The sequence below is a fragment of the Persicimonas caeni genome (genome assembly GCF_006517175.1).
Taxonomy (GTDB): domain Bacteria; phylum Myxococcota_A; class Bradymonadia; order Bradymonadales; family Bradymonadaceae; genus Persicimonas; species Persicimonas caeni.
Genome location: NZ_CP041186.1, coordinates 5651588 through 5671728, shown reverse-complemented (window position 1 = coordinate 5671728; position 20141 = coordinate 5651588). Strand labels below are relative to the sequence as shown.

Genomic DNA, 20141 nt, shown 5'->3' with positions numbered 1-20141 from the left:
CGAATCGAACGCACCGAAAATCGTGTTCACCTGTGTGAGGAGTCATTGGTTGTGAGTTCACGTCTCATCGAAATTTCCGAAGCGCTCCAAGAGGCGGTCGCCTCGATGGAATTCGCCGAGCCGGTCACCGACGTCTATCACCCGCTCGAGTACGCCAAACCGCTGCACGACGCCTACCTCGAGACCTACGGCGCGAAGACGCCGCGCGAAGTTCTGCTCGTGGGCATGAACCCCGGCCCCTGGGGCATGGCGCAGACGGGCGTGCCCTTTGGCGACGTCGACTTCGTCGGCGAGTGGATGGGACTCGAGGCACCCGTCGGCAAGCCCGAAAACGAACACCCCAAGCGGCCTATCGACGGGCTCGACTGCCCGCGCAACGAGGTCAGCGGCTCGCGACTCTGGGGTTGGGCGCGCGAGCGCTATGGCGAGGCGAGTAACTTCTTCGAGCGCTACTTCGTGCACAACTACTGCCCCCTTCTCTTCTTGGAAGAGAGCGGCCGGAACCGCACGCCCAACAAGCTCAAGGCCGACGAGCGCCGCGAGTTGTTCGAGCCGTGCGACGAGGCGCTTCGCCAGCTCGTCGACTACTTCGAGCCCGACTACGTCATCGGCGTGGGCGCCTTCGCCACCAAGCGCGTCAAAAAAGCCCTGAAGAGCTACGAGGGCGAAAAACCCGTAATCGGACGCATCCTGCACCCGAGCCCGGCGAGCCCCAAGGCCAACCGCGGCTGGGCCGAGCAGGCCGAAAATGAACTCCGTGAAGTCGGAGTGGAGCTGTAAACGCATGTCGATGAACCGTCGCCTTCTTGCCGCCCTCGCCCTCTCGACCGCCCTCCCCTTCGGCGCGTGGGCCTGTGGAAGCAGTGAAGCGCCTGCATTGCAGGCCCAACCTGAGGTCGAGGAGCGCACGCTCGCGCTCGGCCTGCCGCGCGACGGTTACCCGAGCTACTCGGAGCGGGTGGTCCTCTACCTGACCAATCGCGCTCGCACCGAGCCGACCGCCTTCAACCCCGACGAGCCCTACGACCCGACGCCGCCGCTCGCCTTCGACCTGAACCTGTCGAAGGCGGCGCGGTTTCACGCCCAGCACATCATCGATCAAAATTGCTGGTGCGAGGACCACTCCTCGTGCTGCGACATGGAGGCGGCGGGCGACGAAGGCGGCCAGTGCGCCGGCCCCTCGGGCGCGTGCGGGGCGACCACCTCGTCGGAGCGCGTCGGCTACTGGAGCAGCGTTTACAGCGGCGAGAACGCCGCCAAGGGGTATCCGAGCGGCCAGGGCGCCGTCGACGGGTGGATCCATTCGTCGGGGCACTGGGCCAATATCAACAACGGCGGGCACACCCTGCTCGGCCCCGGCAATTACGAGACGGGCTGGGTGCAGGACTTCGGCGCAGGCGGCGGAAGCCGTCCCGTCGCCGCCGACGGCATTCACTTCCAGAACCAGACCAACCACACCTTCGGCATCACCTACTACCAGCCGGGCACCGGCGGGCCGCAGACGATCTTGGCGATCGTCGACGGCGAGTGCCACGAGCTCGACCTGGCCTACGGCGAGCCCGAGCACGGCGCCTTCGAGACCAGCCTGGGGCTCGAGGCCGGCTGTCATCGCTACTACTTCCACGTCACCGACGGCGACGGCAACGAGCACGTCTACCCCTCCCAGGGCAGCTTCGGGGTGGCCGTCGGCGCGACCGACAACTGCCCATTTTACGCGCAAAACCGCCCCGCCGACACCTGCTCGCCGAGCGGGCAGAGCTGCGAGACCGGCCACACCCGGCCCTGCTACACCGGCCCCTGGGGCACCGAAGGCGTCGGGGTGTGCGAAGCGGGCGTCGAGCGCTGCATCGGCGCGCAGTGGACCGGCGAGTGCCGCCTCGAAGAGCTCCCCGAAGAGGCCGAGGTCTGCGACAACGGCCTCGACGATGACTGCAACGGCGAAGTCGATGACGGCTGCGGCGGCGCGCCGGATGTTGGCGGCGTCGACGCCGGTCCCACCGGCGGCGCGGGTTCGTCCTCGGGCGGTTGTACGAGTGTAGACGCGCGCCCCTCCCCCTCCCGTGTCTGCTGGGCGCTTCTCGTCGGCCTCGGCAGCCTGCTCGCCTATCGTCGACGCTCGTCGCGGCCTGCAGCCTGAAAACACCTCACTTCCGAGCTTGACGACACGCTTTCCATTCGTAATAAGCGAATAACCTCAACCACGATCTTGTTTGATCTGACTGGAGAGGCGCTTTGGGAGCGGCTCCGTGCAGACTGCCGCACGGTCATGCCCGCGGATGCGCGACGAATCATATGCAAGCGTACAGACTGTGAGCGATCAACAACCAAAGGCCAGCGTGAAGGTGGCCGCCAACGCCATCGAGGATACGGCGCGTGCCGTCACCGCACTTCTCGACGAACTCGACGCCGAGCACGCCAAGTTGACGATGGTATTTTATGGGGGCGACCATGACGACAAGGTCATCGCTCGCGCCCTCGACTCGACCACCGGCGCACGCGGCGTGGCCGGGACGACGGCCGGGGAGCTGAGCTGCAAAGGGTTTTCGCACAACTCGATGACCGGGATGAGTTTTCACGGAGACGGCGTGCGCGCCGCCGTCGAGATCGTTCCCAAGCTTCGCCAGCTCTCGCTGGTCCCCATCGTCCATCTTCCCGGCAAACTCGCCCGCGGCATCGGCCGCTCCAAGAGTGAGCTCGACCCGGAGCGCCATCTGTGGCTCTTCATGGTCGACGGTCATTCGGGCAAAGAGGGGCTGCTGACGCCCTTTTTCATGCAGGCCGCCCCCAGGCTGGGGCTGGTGGGTGCATCGCTGGGAGACGGTGAGGATTTTCGTCACGCGCGCGTCGCCCACCACGGGCGTGTCTACCGCGACGCCGCCGCCGCGATTCTGCTCGAGTACGACAGCCCCTTCGAGACCTTCAAGCACACCCACATGGAGCTGACCGACCGGCACGTCGAGGTGACCAAAGTCTCCGGCGGCGGCCGCATCCTCGAGCAACTCGACGGCAAGCTCGCTCAAGTCGTCTACGCAGAAGCCCTGGGGATCGACCCCTCTCAGGTCACTGCAGCGACGGTGGCGAAATTCCCGCTCGGCTATCGCTTTCGCGGCCGCCCCTTTCCGGTCTCCGTCCTGCGCATCCGCAACGACGGCACCTTCCGGCTCGCAAGCTCGGTTCAGCACGGTGAGCAGCTCAGTATCCTCGAGCCCAACGACCTGGTCGGCAGCACGCACCGGGCGATCGACGAGGCCATCGACGCGCTCACCGCACGCGGGTGCAAGGCCGAGGCGCTGCTCTTGTTTCACTGCATCGCGCGCTACATCGAGGCGCGCCACGAAGGCAAAGTCGACGCGCTGGCCGACGCGTTGTGCCAGGGGCCGACCTGCGGGCTCAACACCTACGGCGAGCAGTTCGAGACACTGCACATGAACCACTCGCTGACCGGCGTCATCTTCGGGTAGCAGTTGCTTTCAGCCGCCCAGTGCGGTACTTCCTGACGCGAACGTCACCAAGAACTTTCACATCGATCCGGAGGATGACCGATGGCCAAGATCAGCGTCACCGACAAAGTCACTTACCCGCGCGAGCTCGTCTACAGAACCTTCCGCGACGACCTCGACGACCTCGACGCCTACCTTCCCGACATCGAGTCGATCACCACCAAAGATCGCGAAGACATCGACGACAACACCACCAAGGTGGTGCGCGTCTGGAAGGCCAAAGACGAAGAGATCCCCAAGCTCGCCCGCAAGTTCATCAAGCCCGAGATGCTGCAGTGGACCGACACGGCCGTGTGGCACAAAGACGAGTGGACCTGCGACTGGGACATGGAGGTCGGCTTCTTGTCCGACGCAATCACGGCCAAGGGGACCAACCGCTACATCGACAAGGGTGACGAGGTCGAGATCATCATCGACGGCACCCTCGAGGTCGACGCCCGCCAGATCCCCGGCGTCCCCGGCATGCTCGCCGGCCGCGTGGGCAAAGCGGTCGAGGACTTCGTCGTCAAGATGATCACCCCGAACCTCAAAGACGTGAACCGGGGGATGGAGAAGTATTTGGCGGAGAATGAGTAAGGGTTACTTAGGGTGACTAAAGGTTACTTAGGGTTACTAAAGGTTACTTAGGGTGACTTAGGGTGACTAAAGGTTACTTAGGGTTACTAAAGGTTACTTAGTCACCCTTAGTTCCCCTTAGTCTCTCTTAGTCACCCTTAGCTCCCCTTAGTCACCCTTAGTCTCTCTTAGTCACCCTTAGTCACCCTTAGTTCCCCTTAGTCCCCCTCCTCCCCCAACCCAAAGATCGCCCGATACCCCTCGAGCACGTTCGGGTATCGCAGCGACACGCCCAACTCGTCGACCAGGCGGTTGTTGGAGCAGCGGTAGGTGTTTTTCCAGCGCGCGGCCACATTGGGGCCGCGCGTTTTTGCGTATTGCTCGAAGCTCACCTCTTCGGGGCGCTCGACCCCGAGTCGGTCCACCAGAAAATCGACCAACTCGGCGACCGTGCGCGGGTCGCCGTCGCTGACGTTGTAGACCCGACCGCCCTGCGGGCCGCGCTCGATCATCGCCAAGATCGACTGGGCGATATCGTAGACGTGCACGCGGTTGGTCGGCTTCTTGCCGCCGTCGACGAGCTTGTAGCGCCCCGACTTGATGTACTCGAGGATGGTGCGCCCCGGCCCGTAGATGCCCACCAACCGGGCAATATTGACCGCCATGTCGCGGTCGTAGTCGAGCACCTGATTCTCGATATCCCGACGCATCTTGCCGTACGGCGAGGTCGGCGCGCGCGGGGTGCCCTCGTCGACCCAGGCACCGTCCTGATCTCCGTAGACCGACGTCGACGACAGGTAGACGAATCGCTCGACGCCGGCGCCGGCGCACGTCTGCAGCACGCGATCGACCGGCTCGACGTGGCGCGGCATGCCCGACTCGGCCTCCTCGTAGTCGCGGTAGACGGTGGGCACGCTGTAGACCACCGCCGCATGCTCGTCGAGCACCTCGGCGAGCTTCTCGACCGGGTCGTCGAGCACGTCGAAGCGAAGCCCCGTCGCCCCCATCCCCTCGAGCCTGGCCAGCGTCTCGGGCGAGCGGCTGGTCCCGGTGACCGCAAACCCGCGCTCGATCGCTTGGCGCGCAAGCTCCAAGCCCACATATCCGGTGCCCACAATGACGATGCGTTCGACCATCTTTCTCTGTCCTCGAAAGAGCCACGTTACACGCTGATTACTAGTGCCCTTGACGCCTCGCATCAAGTTGCCAATTTTTCCCTTGCATTGGTCCGGGGGCGCCGTTATAAACGCCGTCCCTTGAGGGCGTGTAACTCAGTGGAAGAGTGCTTCCCCGACACGGAAGAAGTCCCTGGTTCAAATCCAGGCACGCCCACTGCAAACATAGGGACGCGGCTCCAACGCCGCGCCCACGAGGGCGTGTAACTCAGTGGAAGAGTGCTTCCCCGACACGGAAGAAGTCCCTGGTTCAAATCCAGGCACGCCCACTACGCAAACCCCGGAAGCCGGCAACGGCTTTCGGGGTTTTTGCTTTCTTGTCACCCTTATCGCCTACAAAGACAAGTTGCTGCCGGGTTGGTCGAAAAACGACGGCATTTCGTCCAATTCGACAACCCCACTAATGAGAACCGACTATTGACACAAGCCTCCCCACATGCCAAACCAACCTAATGATAATGCACTCCCGTTATAACCAAGTAATCCGCTTCTGAGTCGCCGGCGGACGCATCACATGCAGTTCGAGGTCAATGATGGTCGAGCGTATCCTTGTCTCGCTTACCGCCCTACTGCCCAATCACACTGGGTGCAACGCTATGAACGCACGCAAGATGATTCTGCCCACGGTCGCCCTCCTGCTGGTCATACTGATTCCCGACCTGGCCGCAGCAAAAGTCAAAGTTGTCGCCACGCTCGGAGACCTCGCCGCGGCCGCCGAGGAGGTCGGCGGAGAGGATGTGGACGTCAAACTGCTCGCCCGGCCTCAGGAAGACCCTCACTACGTCGACGCCAAGCCGAGCTTCGTTCGCGAGGTCGCTCAGGCCGACTTAGTGGTGCTCAACGGCATGTCTCTCGAGATCGGCTGGCTCCCCATGCTCGTCAAGAACTCGCGCAATCCTGATATCCAGCGCGGCGAACCCGGCCACTTCGACGCCTCGACGTTCATCGAGCGAAAGGAAGTCCCCAAGCAACAGATCGACCGCTCGATGGGCGACGTCCATCCCGAGGGCAACCCCCACTACACCTACGAGCCACGCCAGATGGCGCGAGTCGCCATCGCGTTGGGTAAGCGCCTGGGCCAGATCGACCCCGCGAATAAGGCGGCGTACCAAAAGCGGGCGCGCAAATTCGCCAGAGAATGCCTCCAGACCTACAAACACTGGCAAGAGAAGTTTGCCGAGTTGCCTGCCGAACGCCGAGAAGTAGTGGTCTACCACGAGGCCTGGATCTATGTGCTCGACTGGCTCGACCTCGAGCGCGTAGCCACCGTCGAGCCCAAACCTGGCGTCGAGCCAAACCCGCGTCACGTCGTCGAGGTCATCAAGACGATCGAGCGCGACGAAATCCCGGTCATCCTCAAGATGGAGTACTACCCGGCGACCACCGTCGAGCGAATCGCCGACAAGACCGGCGCGAAGGTTGTGAGCTCGCAGGGACAAACACGACTGGGCAAGTCCTACATCGACCGCATCAACGCGCTCGCAAGCGCCATCTACAAGGCCCTCGACAAATAGACCGCCACGTCTCATGAACGAGCTTCTCTTTTTAGCGTCGAGCCTAGCGATGCTCGTCGTCGGCCCCATCGCCTACCAGTTCTCCAGCGGCCACCGTGGTGTGCGAGCCGGACTGGACAGTTTCATCCTGATTTCGGTGGGCGCGATCGTCCTGGGCGTGGTGCTCCCCGAACTCGTCGCCGTCGCCGGCGGCCTGGCGCTCGTCGTCGCGCTCGCCGGCGTCTTCGGGCCGGTCGCGATCGAGCGTCTCGCCGGTGTGGCGTCCAAGCGGACCCACCAGGTCGCGCTGGCGCTCGGCCTCGTGGCGCTGATCGTCCACACGGCGCTCGACGGCATGGTGCTGGCCCATGGAGCACACGACAAGCACGGCGGTGAGCTCGCGCTTGCGGTCGCATTGCATCGACTGCCGGTGGGGATGACCGTCTGGGCGCTGGTGCGCCCTCAGTTCGGCAGCCGAAACGCGGTAGCGGTGCTCGGACTTGTCGCCGTTGGCACTCTGGCAGGTTTCGGGCTTGCCGACGGCCCCGTCGAAATGACCCAGGGCGTCTGGTTCGCGCTGTTCCAGGCGTTCGTGGCCGGAAGCCTGCTCCACGTTCTCGTTCACCACGACGGTGGCTCGGAGGGCTCCGTCACGACGTGGAAATTTCCCGAGCTCCTCGGTGGAGTGGCGGGAGCAGGGCTGGTCCTCGGCCTCGGCCAAATCCATGACCACGCCGGGCACGCCCATCACGAGTTCATGCGTGCAGTTGGACACAGCCTGGCGGAGCTCGCCTTACAGAGTGCACCGGCCTTGGTCATCGGCTACCTACCGGCGGGCTTGGCTGCCGGCTTCTTGCCCCAAGCGTCGCTCGCGTGGACTCGCCGCGGTTCTCGGTGGGGCCAATCTGCACGCGGCATGCTCTTCGGGCTGCCCATCCCGATCTGCTCGTGTGGGATTGTGCCGTTGTACCAGAGTCTGGTGCGTCGGGGAGTGCCCGTGCCCGCGGCGATGGCCTTCCTGGTAGCTACCCCGGAGTTGGAGATCGGCGCGGTGATGCTGTCGTTTCCCCTCCTGGGCGCAGAACTGACGATTGCCAGACTAATCGCCGCCATGGTCGTCGCCCTGCTCGTCGGCGCCGTCATCGGCGGCATCACACCTGCCCAGCATGAGGGGCCTGACGACCTCGAGAGCAGCGACGAGCCCGAGCGCACTCGCGCAGAAAAGACCAAGCGCGCCCTGCACTTCGGCCTGCGAGAGGTGGTCGACGACACCGCCCCCTGGATTGTGTTGGGGCTGGTGATCGCGGCCGCCGTGACCGCCACGGCCACCCCCGACTGGCTCGCACAATTGCCTGCGGGCCTGGACGTGGTCGTCTTCGCCGCGCTCGGACTCCCAATGTACGTGTGCGCCTCGGGAGCCACGCCGCTGGCAGCAGCACTGATCTTTGCAGGAGCGTCTCCCGGCGCGGCCATCGCCTTCCTACTCTCAAGTCCAGCAACCAACGTGACCACCCTCGGTGTTCTCTCGAAGCTTCACGACAAACGCATCGCCGCTATCTTCGGCGCGGGTGTCATCGCACTGGCCATCGGAGCCGGCTATGCAATCAACCTGGCGCTCCCGGCGAGCCTACCGACTCCCTCGACACACGCGGGTGAACTGGCGCACGACGCGTGGTGGAACTGGGCCGGCTTGGGTGTCGCGATTGTACTTTTTGGGGTCTCGCTGCTGCGTCGTGGCCCCAGAGACTGGCTGCAAACGGTGCTGCAATTTGGCTCTCACCACCATCACGACCACGGTCACGACCAGCACCATCACGACCATTGCCACGGCCACGACCACGGCCACGACCACGGCCACAGCCACGGCCACGGCCACGACCACGACCACGACCACGGTCACGACCACCACGAACTCGAAGGGCATTGCGATACCGCTCACGAGCATGGCTGAGACAATGTGGAGTTAATGCGATGGACCCAACACTGATCTGGATTCTGGGCTTCGGCTTCCTGATGTCGGCCATCGCGCTCATCGGTGGGCTCTTCGTCCTCTTGCCCGAGCGACTCCTCGCCGCGTGGCTTAAAGTCATCGTGGCGTTTGCTGCCGGCTCCCTACTGGGCGGTGCGTTCTTCCACATGCTCCCGCACGCCCTCGAAGGTCCGGCCGGTCAGCTCGACATGCTCCTTTGGATCATCGTTGGCTTTGCCAGCTTCTTTGCACTCGACCAGCTGCTCGAGTGGCACCACTGCCACAAGCCTCCTTCGGAACACACTCGGCCGCTGGGGCCATTGCTTCTGGTCGCCGACGGAATTCACAACTTCCTGGGTGGATTGGCCGTGGGCGCCATCTTCCTGGTCGACATCAGCGCAGGCATTGCGGCCTGGACGGCCGCCGCCCTCCACGAGATTCCTCAAGAGATCGGCGACTTCGGCGCCATCGTCCACTCCGGATTCTCGCGGCGGCGCGCACTGGTCTACAACTTCGTCTCAGCGCTGACATTTCCCCTGGGTGGCGCCATCGCCTGGTGGCTCGGAGGCAGTGTCGACACCCACTTCTTGATTGCGGCCGGCTGTGGCAACTTTCTGTATATTGCCGGCGCCGATCTACTTCCCGAGGTCAAGCGTGCCGACAAACTCACCGAGACACTACAGCGCTTCGCCGCCTTCGTCCTTGGCGCCGGCCTGTTGTACCTGGTACGCGCCGCACACTGAGCAGCGGGCATTGCATGGGCGTGGGCCCACACGGTAGGGTCGTGCGCCTGATACGGACTCGAAACAAAGAGGAGCAGACGATATGGAACGGCGAACCGAACAACGCGAGGCGATGAAGAAGGTCTTCGACGAAGCGAAGCGGCCGCTGACCGCCCAAGAGGTGCTCGACCTGGCCCAAGAACACGTTCCGGGTTTGGGGATCGCCACCGTGTATCGCAACTTGAAAGCCTTCGTTGACGAGGGCGTGCTGACCCCGGTGGACCTGCCCGGCGAGCCGAGCCGCTACGAGTCGGTCGATCTCGAGCACCACCACCACTTCCAATGCGACGCGTGCGGCCTCGTCTTCGACATCCCCGGCTGCCCCAACATCAAGTCCATCGTCCCCGAGGACTATGAAGTTACGCGCCACGAAATCCTGATGTACGGCGTCTGCCCCACCTGCAAAGCGGCCTAACCCGGCTCTTCGCCCTAATACAATCAACTGCCACCCTGCCTTCTCGGGCGGCAGTATGTCTGCCGCCGAACCCCTAACGATAACGCACTTGCATTATTGACAACCGACCACCTTCCCTCCACAATCCGCTATCGATAACCAGCTATCGCCACTGACTTGTTCGAAGTCGGTTTACTCACCCCGAACACCCAAAAACCGATGACCAACCCGACGCAACTGGTTCCTTCGAAAGCTTTCGACTCGGCGGGTATCGTGCTCTCCGGCATGTGCGTCGCACACTGTCTGGTGCTGCCGATCGCCGTATCCCTGCTCCCCGTGGTCATCGGTGACGCATTGCTCCACCCCGCCGTGCATTGGGGCATGCTCGCCACCGTGGTGCCAATTGCGCTCTTCGCTCTGCTGAAAGGCTATCGCAGCCACAAAGAACTCTTTGTGCTTGTGGCCGGTGCAGCCGGCCTGCTCGGCCTGTGCGCCGCGCATCCGCTGGCCCACGCGCTGGGGGGCCATCACTGGGAGACCATCCTGACTGTCGCAGGCGGCGTGCTCCTAACCTCCGCTCACGTGCGAAACCTGTGGGCATGCCACCAATGCGGCCAAGACTGTCACCGCCAGTGACCGTCTGTCGCCGGTTCGCACACTTGCAGGAGAGCGTATGAGTAAGTCCTTCGACAAGACTCCCGTGACCATCGTGACCGGATTCTTGGGCGCCGGGAAGACGACTCTCGTCAATCGCATTCTGAGCGTCGAACACGGCAAACGCATCGCGATCATCGAGAACGAATTCGGCGAGGTCGGCATCGATGACGCGTTGATCATCGAAGAAGGACAAGAGAAGGCCACGCGCCTCTACAGCCAACCAGAGCAGCCGGTGGGTCACGCTCACCATCTCGCCCCCGGAGACACCCACTGGAGCCTCCGACTCGGGCGCAATTCTCAGGACTTCCACATCGAAATCGCCCAACCGAGCCGGCTCGCCATCTTCGCCGAGCGCGCCCCCCGGGACTTTGCGATGGTGTTGTGCGATCCGGACGACCAGCTCGTCGAGTGGAGCAACCAGCACCACTACCGGTCCGCTCACGAGCACGACGACCAAGTAAGTTCGGTTGCCTTTGAATGGGACCGCGCCTTCCATGGGGAGAAGCTGCAGCGATGGCTCCGCTACTTCCTGATGCTAAACGGCGCCCACATCTTTCGGATGAAGGGCATCGTTGCCGTCGACGGAATGGACACGCGAATGGTCTTTCAAGGCGTCCACAAGCTCTTCGAAGCTCGCTCCGACCAGCCGTGGGGCGACGCGCCGCGGCGCAGCCAGATGGTCTTCATCGGGCGCCACCTCGACGAAGACGTGCTCGTATCCAGCCTCGAAGAATGCTTAATTTAGGGCTACCGGCGCCGGGCAGAAACACACTAACTACAACTATCTAAGGAGCTTCACATGCTGTCCATCCGTACCAGTCGCACCCTCCGCCCGGTACTCGTCGCCCCGTACTCGTCGCCTTCGTTCTGTTCGCCCTGGCGTTCGCCTCGAGCTGCGGCGATGACCAAGCCGATGCCGACCCAGAGTGCGGCGGCCACGGTGAGTTGCACGACGACGAACGCCACTGCGATTCGGGCTACCGCGTCGACCCCGAGGACTCGACGCAGTGCATCCCCGAGTAAACCAGACGAGGCTCGAACAATGTGGCGTCCAGCTTGAGCCTCGGCAGCGTCATGAAGCGACCTGCCGGAGGCTACCTCGGCTGCTCCTCAGCGCAGACGGCCGGCGGTCACCTTGAAAACCAACCGCGCCTCCCCCGCCTTCAACTGCGGGGAGCGGTGCAGCGACCAGTCGTCGCGCGAGCGTGACGGACTACCAAGCCGTCCCTTCAGCACGACGACATCCCCGGCTTCGGCCCACCGGATCGTGTGCGCCGGGGCGTGCAGGTGATCGCGGCACGTTGACTGCCGGCGAATCTCGCGCACGTCCTCGCGAGCCACCCACTCGGTGCCCGGACCGGCCAGGGTGCACAGAAGCCTGAGGTGGACGTGGTCGACGTGAAACTTCGGGCAGTTTTGCTGGTTCGTCAGCTCGAGGCGCGCCTCGAACTCGTGCGCATCGCTCAAGGCGGCGAATCGCTCGACCAACGCCTCCAATTCCTCAGCGACGGAATCGGCCAACGCGGTCTGCTCGAAGTGGGCGGTGAACTCTGACAAATCCGGGCTGCGCCGCGAGATCTTCCCCCGTACGTTGAACGCCGGATAGTCGGCGACGAACGCGTCGAGCGCCTCACGCAGAGCCGGGTCCATCTGACGTCTCCAGATGGCGACGTCGACTTCGGAATCGCCGATCCGTGACAGCTCTTCGGCGGTATCAGTGAAAAAATGAGAACCTTCCGGTTCGTCTGCTCCTCGTAGTCTTTTGGCGAGCGTGCTCATCACAGGTCTCTCCTGCGGTTGGGTGATGGTCTGTCATTCCGATGAACCGCCGGGTCACTCGGCCGCGCTCGGATGGCTCTCGGGCAGCTCGAATCCCTCGAAGGGATCGTCGTAGTTCGCCCACGCGGCCGGGCCTTCTGTCATCTCGCGGTCGCTCAACAGGCAGGCGTCGAAGCCCTGGCGCAAGAGCTCCTCGTCCATGTCCACGCCGATGAGCACCAACTCCTGGCGCCGATCGCCGAAGGGCTCTTCCCAATTGCCGTCGATGATGGCGCGAATCTCGGGCTCCTGGGGCCACTGCGAACGGTCGGTAGCCGCCCACCAAGCCCCGGCGAGCGCCACACGGGTTGCGGCGCCGGCCTGGGACCAGGAAAAGGCGGCGATCATCCGGCTGGCCAGCCAGAAGTGGCCCTTCGAGCGAATGACCCCCTCCCAGCGTGTGCTTAGCCACAAGCGCAGCCGCTGTGGGTGGAAGGGTCGGTGCGCCCGGTAGACAAAGCTCGAGATGCCGTACTCTTCGGTCTCGGGGGTGTGATTCCCCTCGAGCTCCTGGTACCAGCCGGGCGCCTGCATTGCCTCGTCCATGTCGAAGAGGCCGGTGTCCAGGACCTCTCCCAGTGCTACCTTGCCGAACTGGGCGCGAAGCTTCTTCGCTCTCGGATTGAGCTTGTCGAGCACGCCCTCGAGCAAGTCGATCTGGTCGGCGTCGACCAGGTCGGTCTTGTTGACGATGATGACGTCGGCAAACTCGACCTGATCGATCAACAGGTCGACCAGGGTGCGGTCGTCGCCTTCGCCGGCGCTCATGTCGCGGTCCTCGAGGAAGTCGCGCGACTGGTAATCCTCCAAGAAGTTCTTGGCGTCGATCATGGTCACCATCGTGTCGAGCCGGGCGACGTCTCCCAGGCTGATCCCCTCCTCGTCGCGGAACGTGAAGGTCTGGGCGACCGGAAGCGGCTCGGAGATGCCCGTCGACTCGATGAGCAGGTAGTCGAAGCGCCCCTCCTGGGCGAGGCGGGAGACTTCGGCGAGCAGATCCTCGCGCAAGGTGCAGCAGATGCACCCGTTGGACATCTCGACGAGTTCCTCGTCGGTACGGCTCAACTGCGCGCCCCCCTCCTCGACGAGCTGGGCGTCGATGTTGACCTCGCTCATGTCGTTGACGATGACGGCCACACGCAAGCCCTCGCGGTTGTTGAGCACGTGGTTGAGCAATGTGGTCTTGCCGGCGCCCAAAAAGCCGGACAGGACGGTGACGGGCAAACGGTTCTCTTGGGTTGAGGTCATCTCGTATCTCCGTGAGGTCGGTAAGCTGGCGGATCTGAATGGACAACGGCTCGGTGAGACAACTCAGCCCACCTGGACGCAGTCACCCGAGCGCTATTGAGATCCCATTATCGCCACACGGATACAACTCACCCTCGAAACTGTCAATAACGAGCTATCATTACCACTCGCCCGTCACCCTCAGCTACACGCCCTCGCGGTACGGCCATTTCGGGGCGGACGATTCGCGGCACACCTGCGTGGCGGTGCAATGCGCATATAAGCCACGTGGCTCGTCGTCCATACTGCCGCCCTGCCGCGACCGCGCCCCTGCCCGCGACCGCGGTCTTCTCGAGGCTGTCGCACGAGGTCGCCGTCATTGGAGGCAGCGCTTCCAGCGCTGGTTGCAGGAGCGTACGGCCTTGCAACGAGGGCAAGATGCCCACGCACCGAACAATTCGCGCGCTTTCGGTGCGAGCGCTTCCAACTCTCGCTGACGAGGGCAAGATGCCCACGCACCGAACAATTCGCGCGCCGAAGCACACTACGCAAGTCAGGGGACGTCGCCGAGACCTTGACCGTGACCGTGACCGTGTCCGTGATCGGCCGTCGACTCGGCGCGCTGCGCGCGCCATGGGGGGAGGCGGCACGCATCTAGCTTTCAGGCTTTCCGTCCACTGGGACAAGCCCGGTGGGGCGGCTGCCTCATCGAGCTGCGAAGGATACCCGCAACTCGATCATTGCGCCCGAATGGTGTCAGTCATCGTGTTTCGGGCGACACTCCGCGACCGCGCCCCTGCCCGCGACCGCGACCCGTCTTTCACCTGCAATGCGGTCGCTCTGCCCGCTCGTTTCGCGCCGTCCCCCGAACGCCCTGCAACTCAAACGACGGGGCGCGGTCGCGGTCGCGGGCGCGGTATCCCGAGGCTGTCGCACAAGGTCGCCGTCACTGGAGGCAGCGCTTCCAGCGCTGGTTGCAGGGGCGGACGATTCGCGGCGCATCTGCGTGGCGGTGCAAATTGCCGATAAGCCACGTGGCTCGTCGTCCATACGACCGTCTCGCTCGGCAGCCACAGCTCGTCCGCCCCAAAATCGTAGTTTGCGCCCGTCGTTCAGGGTGCCGATTATAGCGGGCGTCACTAACCAGCAAGGCCTTCAACTAAAGCTGGCACACCTAGCTCCGCCCAGATGGTGTCAGTCATCGTGTTACGGCGGCGTTCGATGTCGGCGGGCGGCGTCAACGGCAGCACTTCAACTCATTTCCCTCGTTCACGAACACAAACCGCTCCGCGTCGCGAGGCGCATAAAACCCTTGCGAGCAGGTGCTCTCGAGGTGGTCGGGGACCCGGCCATTGCGTTTGTCGATCGTGACATGCAGGTCGTCGTCCCCATCGCCGTCGGCATCTTCTCCGTAGACGTCGCGAAGTTCGTCGAGTCGGTAGGTCCCCTGCTGACACTTGCCGGGGCTGCCTTCGACGGAGGTGAGCATCTTCGTCGAGACCTCTCCGCCGGACCGGCCGATCAGCGCATGCACGCCTGTTGTGTTGGTGCCACGCGCCGCGTCTCGACGCACGCAGGCGACCATCTCCCGGCCGTCCGCGTTCGCGAGGCGCTCGCACTCGTCGACGTCGGTATTGGCCAGCTCGGTGATTCGCCGCCATCGGTCGCCGCGCCTGGCGACCAACACCGTCCAGCGGTCATTGGCCGAGTGAGTCGTGCACCCCTGGAACGTGACCAACCGCTCTCGAGCGGTCGGTGAGGTGAGCTTGACGCCGGCACTCGCCACGAGCCGGAAGGGCTGGTCGTCATCCTTCTGTAGCGTGAACTCCGGACACGCCTTGCAGCCCTTTTCGGTGGCTTCGCCGGCGTCGCAAATCGCGCCCAACAGCGCCCCGAGCGGGTCGCGTGGCTTGTTTTTCGGCGGCTTGTTTTTCGTTGGCTCCGTCGGCTTCGGGGCGGCCCCGTCGGCCTCGCCAGGCGCGGCCGACTCGTCGGTCGCCGGCGGCGCCTGCGGCGCCTCGGCTCGCGTCGCAGGCTCGGCCGGCTCCGTCGGCTTGTCACATCCGAGGCCGGCAGGAAGGCTCAGCAAAGCCAGAAGCCACACGCTCCGGCAGAAATCTGTATGTTCGAACGGACGCATCGCAGCCTCATCTCATGGAACCGCTAACATGGTGTCAGACACCATGTTACCACGCAAAAGGTCGCCGTCACTGGAGGCGGCGGTTCCAGCGCTGGTTGTAGGGGCGTACGGCCATCTTCCGCCTTTCGGTGCGAGTGCTTCCAGCTCTCGCTTACGAGGGCAAGATGCCCACGCACCGAACGATTCGCGCGCTTTCGGTGCGAGCGCTTCCAGCTCTCGCTTACGAGGGCAAGATGCCCACGCACCGAACGATTCGCGCGCTTTCGGTGCGAGTGCTTCCAGCTCTCGCTTGCGAGGGCAAGATGCCCACGCACCGAACAAGGACCTGCCCCCGGCCAAAGCCACTTGGTTCGCCAACCAACCCCGCGCTGGCCCGCGGGTTGGCGCGCGCGCTGGAACCAAGCCGGCGCTGGTTTTTGGGTGGGCGCTTGGTTCGCCAACCAACCCCGCGCTGGCCCGCGGGTTGGCGTTTGTGAGGCTCACAAAGGCGAGCTGGCCGAGCAGAACGGGGTTGGTTCCGGAAACAAGTGCGTTCTGCTCGGCCAGCGCGGGGTTGGTTCCAGAAACAAGTGCGTTCTGCTCGGCCAGCGCGGGGTTGGTTCCGGAAACAAGTGCGTCCTGGCGGACCAGCGCGGGTTTGGTGCTGTCGAGGAGGCCAAGTTGGCGAACGAGCGCGGGGTTGGTGCGCGCACGCGGGCCGAGTCGACGCTCGATTTGGCCTTTGGTGGTCTTTTGCGCTCACTCGCCGCGCTTCGCGACGATGCGTGCGACGAACCGAATGGGCTCGGCGTTTTTGACCGCGCCCAAGAGGGCCGAGTACGGCTCCATGCCGAAGTCGGCGTGCTCCATGTTGAAGGCGCTGCGTGCGGTCAACTCGTCTCCGTCGGTCTGCATCTGCACGCGCACCCGGCGAGTGGCCGCCTCGCCGCGCACCTCGACGGTCAGGCGGACCTCGTAGACGTCGCTTTCCCCGACGGGTCGGCAATCACTCGCGCGAAGCTCGATCACCGGGTGCTCGGCTGCGTTCAACTGCCCCTCGTCGAGCATCGAGCCGCGCACCTCCTTGCGGTCGTCGTCGCCGATGCTCTTGTCGTAGCCCACCTGCTCGCGAAGCCACGCCTCGTCGACGACCAACTCGCGCGCCGGCACGCGCAGGGCGAGTTCGCAGCTTCGCGGCCGCTGCGCGTCGAAGCGCACCTGGCCGTCGAACCCGCCGGCGCGAATCACGTGGTTGTGCGCGAAGCGCGACCCGAGGGTGTCCGGGTCATTGTAGATCTGCACGTAGAGCAGGCTGTCGTCCTTCGAAATCGTGTAGGTGTCCCCGGCCCTCTCTTGGGCGATGGCCGTCGCGTGAAAGCCGAGGCACAGCACTGCTGCCAGCCCCCGGCCGACCCAACTCGTCGTCTGCTCACCCATGATCTCCTCGTCGTCGCAATCCTCGGTTAGTCATTGGGCAAACGCACCGTAAAGGTGCTCCCCTCCCCTTCGGCGCTGTCGACCTCGATGGTGCCGTCGTGCGCCTGGGCGATCTCGCACGAGATATACAGGCCGAGGCCCAGCCCGCCGTAGTGCTCGGTGGGCACGGCGCGGCCAAACCGCTCGAAGATCAGGTCCTGGTCGGCCTGACTGACGCCGATGCCCCGGTCGATGACGCGCACCACCGCCTCGCCCTGCTCTTGCGTCACCTGGACGCGGACCGGCTCGCCCTCGCCGTAGGTCAGCGCGTTGTCGATGAGGTTGGTCAGCACCTGGTCGAGGCGATCGGCGTCCCAGTCTCCGACCACCGGTTCGGGAGCGTCGAGGGTGAGCTCGCTGCCGGCTTGTCGTGCCTCGAGCTCGAAGCTCGCGACGACCTCGGCGGCGAGCGCGGCGAGGTCGGTCTCGGCGCGGTCGAGCTCCAGGCCGCGGTGGACGATGCTCGACATGTCGAGCAGGTCTTGGACGCGCTTCGAGATGCGCTCGACCTGGGTGCCGGCGCGCGAGGCGACCTTCTGGAGCATCTTGGGCGGCAAATCCGCCAGATCGTCGCGCGAGCTCAGCTCGTCGAGCAGCTCGTGCTGCAAGCGCAGGGAGCTCAGGGGCGTGCGCAGTTCGTGGGCGACGAGCTGCATGAACTCGTCGCGGGCTCGCGAGGCTTCGCGCTCGGCCTCGAAGTCGCGGCGCAACTGGGACAGCTCGAGGTGGGTGCGCACTCGCGCCAGCAGCTCGGCGGCCGAAAACGGCTTTTCGAGGTAGTCGTCCGCGCCGCGCTCGAGCCCCTCGACGACCGACTCCTCGCCGGAGCGCGCCGACAACAAGATCACCGGCGTCTGCGCCAACATGGGGTGCTCGCGGAGCCTTGCGAGCAGCTCGAAGCCGTCCATCTTCGGCATCATCACGTCGCTCAACACGAGCGCCGGAGGCGCCTCGTCGATGAGCCGCAGCGCCTCCTCGCCGTCGCCGGCGGTGAGCACCGGCCAGTGGGGACGCAGCAAATTGGCGATATAGCGGCGCATGTCGGGGTTGTCGTCGACGACGAGAATCGCCTCCAGGGGCTCGGAGGCCACCTCCCCCGGGGCCTCGCGCTCGTCGGTTCGGCTCCACAATTCGGCCTCTTCGGTGAACTGGCGCGCGATCTCGTCGGTGGTCTCGCCGTGCACCGGCGCGACGTCGGGCTCGCTCGCGACCTGCTCGGCCGGCAGGTGCTCCTTGCCCGCAGGCAACACGACCCGAAAGGTGCTCCCCTGGCCCTCTTCACTCTCGACCTCGACCCGGCCCCCGTGCAGCTTGGCGAGCTCGGCGACCAGCGACAGCCCGATGCCCGAGCCCTCGTGGGTACGCGATTGGGCGCCCTGCACCTGGTGGAAGCGCTCGAAGAGCCGCGGGACCTCGCCGGCCGGAATGCCCGTGCCCGTGTCGCGCACCTCCAGGGTCCAGCGACCCTCCTCGCAGCCAAGCTCGACCTCGATGCCCCCTTCGAAGGTGAACTTGACGGCGTTCGACAACAGGTTGAGCACGATCTTCTCCCACATGCGCCGGTCGACCCAGGCGGGCTCGCCGTCGTCGGGATAGGCGACCTCCAAGTAGAGGCCGGCCTTCTCGACCGCCGAGCGAAAGCTGCTGGCCAAGTCGGCGGTGAACGCCCCCAGGTCCGTCGGCTCGAATTGCGCCTCGACGCGCCCGGCTTCGATGCGCGAGAAGTCGAGCAAGGTATTCGCCAATTTGCGCAGCCGCTCGGCGTTGCGCCGGGCGAGGTCGACGCGGTCGCGCTGGGCGTCGGGCAGCGGGGCCTGCGCGTCGTTCAGGGCGTCCTCGAGCGGCCCGAGCATCAACGTGAGCGGGGTGCGAAACTCGTGGCTGATATTACTAAAGAAGGTGTTCTTGGCGCGGTGCAGCTCTGCGAGCATCTCGGCGCGCTTTCGCTCCTCCTCGAGGGCGTGGGCCGAGGCGATGGCGGTGCCCAACTGGCGCGCCACCAGCTCGAAGAAGTCGCGATATTGGTTCGACAGGCGCCGCCGAGGGCTGACCCCGGCGACGAGGACCGCCCCGATCGAGTCGCCCGACGCCGAACTGATGGGCAGCGCGAGCGCCTCGTTGGGTGCTTCGGACCAGGGCTCATCGGGGAGCGCGGCGTAGTCGGTGGTGTCGAGATGCTGGGTGGCGCGCTCGTCCACGGCGCGAGCGATGTGCCAGGGATCGTCCCGGGCGTCGAAGGAGATGCGGCGCGGCGCGGCAGCGGACCCGGCCTCGACGCCGAGCGTCGCCTGCAACGACGCCGCCGTCTGGGCCTCGTCGACCAGGTAGAGCAGCGCAAAGGGCACGTCCTGGCGATTGTCGGCGAGCACCTCGGTCGCCACCTCGCAGACCTCGGCGACGCCCCCGGCCTGCGAGGTCTGCTCGCCCAACGCCGACAACGTCTCCAGGCGCCGCGCGCCGACCACCGCGCCGGTCGTCTCGAGCAGCGCGTGGAAGATCCCGACGCGCTCGCCCGACGGGTCGTGGATGGGCGCGTGGTCGGCGGTCACGTAGACCTCTTCGGCGAAGCCCTCCTCGCGCTGCAGCAGCACCAACAGGTCTTCGTAGAGCTCGCCCTCGCCGGTGCGCCAGATGCGGTTGAAGAGCGGCTCGGTGAAGTCGCGAATCTCCGGGAAGTTTTCGTGCTGGGTGCGCCCGAGCGCCTGGGGGTGCTTGGCCGGCCCGAGGATGGCGCGATAGGCGTCGTTGTAGACGTAGACGAGTTCCTCGCCCCACATGACCGTGGCCGGAAAGGTCGACGCCAGGCACAACGAGACGGCGTTCTTGAGGGTGGTCGGCCACTGGGAGATGGGCCCCAGCGGCGTCTCGGACCAGTCCTTCTGGGCGATGAGCTCGGCCATCTCCCCGCCGCCGACAAGAAAACTGCGTGGCTCATCCGAGCCCGAACTGTCGGAGCTTCGATCCATGACTGGGCCC

General features: G+C 64.9%; 17 protein-coding genes, 2 tRNA genes and 1 pseudogene. 13 read left to right on the top strand and 7 right to left on the bottom strand.

The window, feature by feature from the left end:
- Positions 1 to 51: 51 nt before the first annotated feature.
- From FIV42_RS20920 to FIV42_RS20905, 4 genes are all read left to right on the top strand, one after another.
- Positions 52 to 780 (top strand): uracil-DNA glycosylase family protein, encoded by a 729-nt coding sequence (locus FIV42_RS20920; protein WP_222615282.1) that lies wholly within the window; start codon positions 52 to 54, stop codon positions 778 to 780.
- 4 nt (positions 781 to 784) lie between these two features.
- On the top strand, positions 785 to 2137 hold the full coding sequence (locus FIV42_RS20915) for a CAP domain-containing protein (RefSeq protein WP_168210823.1): 1353 nt from the start codon (positions 785 to 787) through the stop codon (positions 2135 to 2137).
- A 172-nt stretch (positions 2138 to 2309) separates the two neighbouring features.
- A complete protein-coding gene (locus FIV42_RS20910) occupies positions 2310 to 3461 on the top strand; it encodes an FIST signal transduction protein (RefSeq protein WP_168210822.1) in 1152 nt (383 codons plus the stop codon).
- Between the two features lie 81 nt (positions 3462 to 3542).
- On the top strand, positions 3543 to 4076 hold the full coding sequence (locus tag FIV42_RS20905; RefSeq protein WP_141199572.1) for a DUF2505 family protein: 534 nt from the start codon (positions 3543 to 3545) through the stop codon (positions 4074 to 4076).
- 197 nt (positions 4077 to 4273) lie between these two features.
- On the opposite strand, the gene FIV42_RS20900 is transcribed toward FIV42_RS20905, so the two are convergent.
- Positions 4274 to 5191 (bottom strand): SDR family oxidoreductase, encoded by a 918-nt coding sequence (locus tag FIV42_RS20900; protein ID WP_168210821.1) that lies wholly within the window; start codon positions 5189 to 5191, stop codon positions 4274 to 4276.
- Positions 5192 to 5315: 124 nt separating this feature from the next.
- Here FIV42_RS20900 and FIV42_RS20895 point away from each other — a divergent pair.
- The 9 genes and pseudogenes from FIV42_RS20895 to FIV42_RS31550 all read left to right on the top strand — a co-directional run bounded on the left by FIV42_RS20895 (position 5316) and on the right by FIV42_RS31550 (position 11270).
- Positions 5316 to 5387: transfer RNA gene (locus FIV42_RS20895), tRNA-Val, on the top strand.
- A 40-nt stretch (positions 5388 to 5427) separates the two neighbouring features.
- A tRNA-Val gene (locus FIV42_RS20890) sits at positions 5428 to 5499 on the top strand.
- A gap of 327 nt (positions 5500 to 5826) precedes the next feature.
- Complete coding sequence (locus tag FIV42_RS20885; protein ID WP_168210820.1) at positions 5827 to 6744, top strand: metal ABC transporter substrate-binding protein; 918 nt, start codon at positions 5827 to 5829, stop codon at positions 6742 to 6744.
- Positions 6745 to 6757: 13 nt separating this feature from the next.
- Positions 6758 to 8674, top strand: a complete 1917-nt coding sequence (locus FIV42_RS20880) for a permease (RefSeq protein ID WP_141199569.1) — start codon at positions 6758 to 6760, stop codon at positions 8672 to 8674.
- A gap of 20 nt (positions 8675 to 8694) precedes the next feature.
- The gene (locus FIV42_RS20875; RefSeq protein ID WP_141199568.1) at positions 8695 to 9435 is read left to right on the top strand and encodes a ZIP family metal transporter; all 741 of its coding nucleotides are present in this window, start codon (positions 8695 to 8697) and stop codon (positions 9433 to 9435) included.
- A gap of 82 nt (positions 9436 to 9517) precedes the next feature.
- Entirely contained in the window at positions 9518 to 9889 is a 372-nt protein-coding gene (locus FIV42_RS20870) for a Fur family transcriptional regulator (protein ID WP_141199567.1), read from the top strand.
- Positions 9890 to 10087: 198 nt separating this feature from the next.
- Positions 10088 to 10504 carry a MerC domain-containing protein gene (locus tag FIV42_RS20865; protein WP_141199566.1) on the top strand — a complete coding sequence of 139 codons (417 nt, stop codon included), beginning with the start codon at positions 10088 to 10090 and terminating at the stop codon, positions 10502 to 10504.
- A gap of 37 nt (positions 10505 to 10541) precedes the next feature.
- Positions 10542 to 10721: pseudogene (locus FIV42_RS31555) on the top strand (GTP-binding protein); the annotation flags it as partial.
- Between the two features lie 177 nt (positions 10722 to 10898).
- Complete coding sequence (locus FIV42_RS31550) at positions 10899 to 11270, top strand: GTP-binding protein (protein ID WP_141201374.1); 372 nt, start codon at positions 10899 to 10901, stop codon at positions 11268 to 11270.
- Between the two features lie 50 nt (positions 11271 to 11320).
- Here the strand turns inward: FIV42_RS31550 and FIV42_RS30285 are convergent, their stop codons facing one another.
- The 6 genes from FIV42_RS30285 to FIV42_RS20825 form a co-directional block, all read right to left on the bottom strand.
- The gene (locus FIV42_RS30285; protein WP_168210819.1) at positions 11321 to 11491 is read right to left on the bottom strand and encodes a hypothetical protein; all 171 of its coding nucleotides are present in this window, start codon (positions 11489 to 11491) and stop codon (positions 11321 to 11323) included.
- 144 nt (positions 11492 to 11635) lie between these two features.
- Entirely contained in the window at positions 11636 to 12304 is a 669-nt protein-coding gene (locus tag FIV42_RS20850; protein ID WP_141199565.1) for a DUF1826 domain-containing protein, read from the bottom strand.
- A gap of 54 nt (positions 12305 to 12358) precedes the next feature.
- The gene (zigA, locus tag FIV42_RS20845; protein ID WP_141199564.1) at positions 12359 to 13591 is read right to left on the bottom strand and encodes a zinc metallochaperone GTPase ZigA; all 1233 of its coding nucleotides are present in this window, start codon (positions 13589 to 13591) and stop codon (positions 12359 to 12361) included.
- A gap of 1216 nt (positions 13592 to 14807) precedes the next feature.
- Positions 14808 to 15710 (bottom strand): hypothetical protein, encoded by a 903-nt coding sequence (locus FIV42_RS20840; RefSeq protein ID WP_168210818.1) that lies wholly within the window; start codon positions 15708 to 15710, stop codon positions 14808 to 14810.
- A gap of 738 nt (positions 15711 to 16448) precedes the next feature.
- Positions 16449 to 17126 carry a YceI family protein gene (locus FIV42_RS20830; protein ID WP_141199561.1) on the bottom strand — a complete coding sequence of 226 codons (678 nt, stop codon included), beginning with the start codon at positions 17124 to 17126 and terminating at the stop codon, positions 16449 to 16451.
- 26 nt (positions 17127 to 17152) lie between these two features.
- The gene (locus tag FIV42_RS20825; protein ID WP_141199560.1) at positions 17153 to 20131 is read right to left on the bottom strand and encodes a hybrid sensor histidine kinase/response regulator; all 2979 of its coding nucleotides are present in this window, start codon (positions 20129 to 20131) and stop codon (positions 17153 to 17155) included.
- Positions 20132 to 20141 lie beyond the last annotated feature (10 nt).